This window comes from Nonomuraea sp. NPDC001684 (assembly GCF_053596515.1).
The window spans coordinates 1-3,152 of the sequence record NZ_JBSFGJ010000696.1; the positions used below are offsets into that span (position 1 = coordinate 1).

Below are 3,152 nucleotides of genomic sequence, written 5' to 3' on the forward strand. Positions count from 1 at the left end.
TTGCCCGCCACGATCACGTTGACGTAGTCGCGCGAGCGCAGGCAGTGGTCGGCCACCGACAGCAGGGTGTTGGCGTCCGGCGGCAGGTAGACCCGCACGACCGACGCCTTCTTGTTGACGACCACGTCCAGGAAGCCGGGGTCCTGGTGGCTGAAGCCGTTGTGGTCCTGCCGCCACACGTGCGACGACAGCAGGTACGTCAGCGACGCCACCGGCCGCCGCCACGAGATCTTCTGCGACGACTCCAGCCACTTGGCGTGCTGGTTGAACATGGCGTCGATGATGTGGATGAACGCCTCGTAGCAGTTGAACAGGCCGTGCCGGCCGGTCAGCAGATAGCCCTCCAGCCAGCCCTGGCACAGGTGCTCGCTCAGCACCTCCATCACCCGGCCGCCCGGGGCCAGGTTCTCGTCCGTGGGCAGCAGCTCGGCCTCCCACGCCCGGTCGGTGACCTCGAACACGTCCTGCAGCCGGTTGGAGGCGGTCTCGTCGGGGCCCAGCAGCCGGAAGTTGCGCGGGTTGCCGGCGATCACGTCGCGCAGGAACCCGCCGAGCACCCGCGTCGGCTCGGTCAGCTGGGCGGCCGGGGACTTGACCTCGACCGCGTGCCGGCGGAAGTCCGGCAGCCGCAGCGGCTGCAGCAGCTCGCCGCCGTTGGCGTGCGGGTTGGCGCTCATCCGCAGCGGCCCCCGCGGCACCGTCGCCAGCACCTCCTCGACCGGCTTGCCGTCGGAGCCGAACAGCTCCTGCGGCCGGTACGAGCGCATCCACTCCTCCAGCATCGCCAGGTGCGCCGGGTTCTCCCGGACCCCGGCCAGCGGCACCTGGTGGGCCCGCCAGGTGCCCTCGACCGGCTTGCCGTCCACCTCGCGCGGACCGGTCCAGCCCTTCGGCGTGCGCAGCACGATCATCGGCAGCCGCCGGTCCTGGCCGTCCTTGTACTCGGCCAGCTCGTCGAAGACGGTGTCGAGGGTGGCGGCCATCTCCTCGTGCGAGGGGCCGACGAGGTGGGGGCGGTAGCCGTACCCCTCCATGAGCTTGAACAGGTCCTGCTCGGGGATGCGGGCGAGCACGGTGGGGTTGGCGATCTTGTAGCCGTTCAGGTGCAGGATGGGGAGCACGACGCCGTCGCGCCGGGGGTCGAGGAACTTGTTGGAGTGCCAGCTCGCGGCCAGCGGGCCGGTCTCGGCCTCGCCGTCGCCGATGACGCAGGCGACCACCAGGCCGGGGTTGTCGAACGCGGCGCCGTAGGCGTGGGCCAGGGAGTATCCCAGCTCGCCGCCCTCGTGGATGGAGCCGGGGGTCTCGGGCGCGACGTGGCTGGGGATGCCGCCGGGGAAGGAGAACTGGCGGAACAGCCGCCGCATGCCCTCGACGTCCTGCGAGACGTCCGGATAGCGCTCGGTGTAGGAGCCCTCCAGCCAGGCGTGCGCGACGGCGGCGGGCCCGCCGTGGCCGGGACCGGCGATGTAGATCATGTCCTGGTCGCGCTCGGAGATCACCCGGTTGAGGTGGGCGAAGCAGAAGTTCAGCCCCGGGGTGGTGCCCCAGTGGCCGAGCAGCCGCGGCTTGATGTGCTCGGGGCGCAGCGGCTCGGCCAGCAGCGGGTTGTCCAGCAGGTAGATCTGCCCGACGGACAGGTAGTTGGCCGCCCGCCAGTACGCGTCTATGTGGTCCATGCCCTTGCCCATTCCTCCGCAGGCGGTGCTGAATCCCCGGGCTGCCGATAATGTGCCGTCACATGGCGCTGCGCAGTTCCCTCTGGTACTCCGGTGACGACAGGAACTCCTACATCCACCGGGCCTGGATGCGCCGCGGCCTGCCGCGCGAGGCGTTCGAGGGCGAGCGGCCGCACATCGCGATCGCCAACAGCGCCTCCGACCTCGCGCCCTGCAACTCCCACCTCGACGAGGTCGCCCGCGGCGTCATGAACGGCGTGTGGGCGGCCGGGGGCGTGCCGCTCGACCTGCCGGTCCTGTCGCTGGGCGAGACGAACGTGCGCCCGACCGCCATGCTCTGGCGCAACCTGGCCGCGATGGCCGCCGAGGAGCTGCTGCGGGCCAACCCGATCGACGGCGTGGTGCTGCTCGGCGGCTGCGACAAGACCGTTCCGGCGCTGCTCATGGCCGCCGCCTCGGTCGACCTGCCGGCGCTCGTCGTGCCCGGCGGGCCCATGCTGACCGGCCACTTCCGCGGCGTGCCGCTCGGCTGCGGCACCGACGTGTGGCGGCTCAGCGAGGAGGTGCGGGCCGGCACGCTCTCCCGCGAGGCGTTCCTCGCCTCCGAGTCGTCCATGATCCGCAGCCGTGGCCACTGCAACACGATGGGCACCGCCTCCACCATGGCCTGCATGGCCGAGGCGCTCGGCATGACGCTGCCCGGCACGGCCGGCACCCCGGCCCCCGACAGCCGCCTGCTGGAACGCGCGCACGACAGCGGCCGGCTGGCCGTCGAGCTGGTACGCGCGGGCCGCCGCCCCAGCCACGTCATGACCAGGGCCTCCTTCCTCAACGCCATCGTGACGCTGGCCGCGATCGGCGGCTCGACCAACGCGGTCGTGCACCTGCTGGCCATCGCCGGGCGGCTCGGCGTCGAGCTGAGCCTCGACGACTTCGACCGGGCCGGCGCGGGCGTGCCGCTGCTGGCCGACCTCCAGCCCGCCGGCCGCCATCTGATGGACGACCTGTTCCGGGCGGGCGGCCTGACCGCCCTGCTGCGGGAGGTCGAGGACCTGCTCGACCCCGCGGCGATCACCGTCACCGGCAGGCCGCTGGTCGAGCACCTGGCCGGCGCCGAGATCTGGGACGACACCGTGATCCGGCGGCGCTCCGACCCGCTGCTGCCCGACGCGGGCATCGCCGTGCTGCGCGGCAACCTCGCGCCCGACGGCGCCGTGATCAAGCCCGCGGCCGCCTCGCCGGAGCTGCTGCGCCACCGCGGCCGGGCGATCGTCTTCGACGGCGTCGAGGACGCCCGCGCCCGGCTCGACTCGCCCGGCCTCGACGTCGACGAGACCTCGGTGCTGGTGCTGCGCGGCTGCGGCCCCAGGGGCTACCCGGGCATGCCGGAGGTCGGCAACCTGCCGCTGCCGCGCAAGCTGCTGGCCAGGGGCGTGCGCGACATGGTGCGGGTCAGCGACGCCCGGATGAGCG

General features: G+C 72.7%; 2 protein-coding genes. One reads left to right on the forward strand and one right to left on the reverse strand.

From position 1 onward, the window contains the following. The coding region (locus tag ACWCSD_RS50240) for a phosphoketolase family protein (RefSeq protein WP_449926558.1) at window positions 1–1,679 on the reverse strand (1,679 nt) is incomplete at its 3' end. A 62-nt stretch (window positions 1,680–1,741) separates the two neighbouring features. Here ACWCSD_RS50240 and ACWCSD_RS50245 point away from each other — a divergent pair. Continuing rightward, window positions 1,742–3,152 (forward strand): dihydroxy-acid dehydratase (locus ACWCSD_RS50245; protein WP_449926561.1); only part of this gene is annotated, 1,411 nt, incomplete at its 3' end.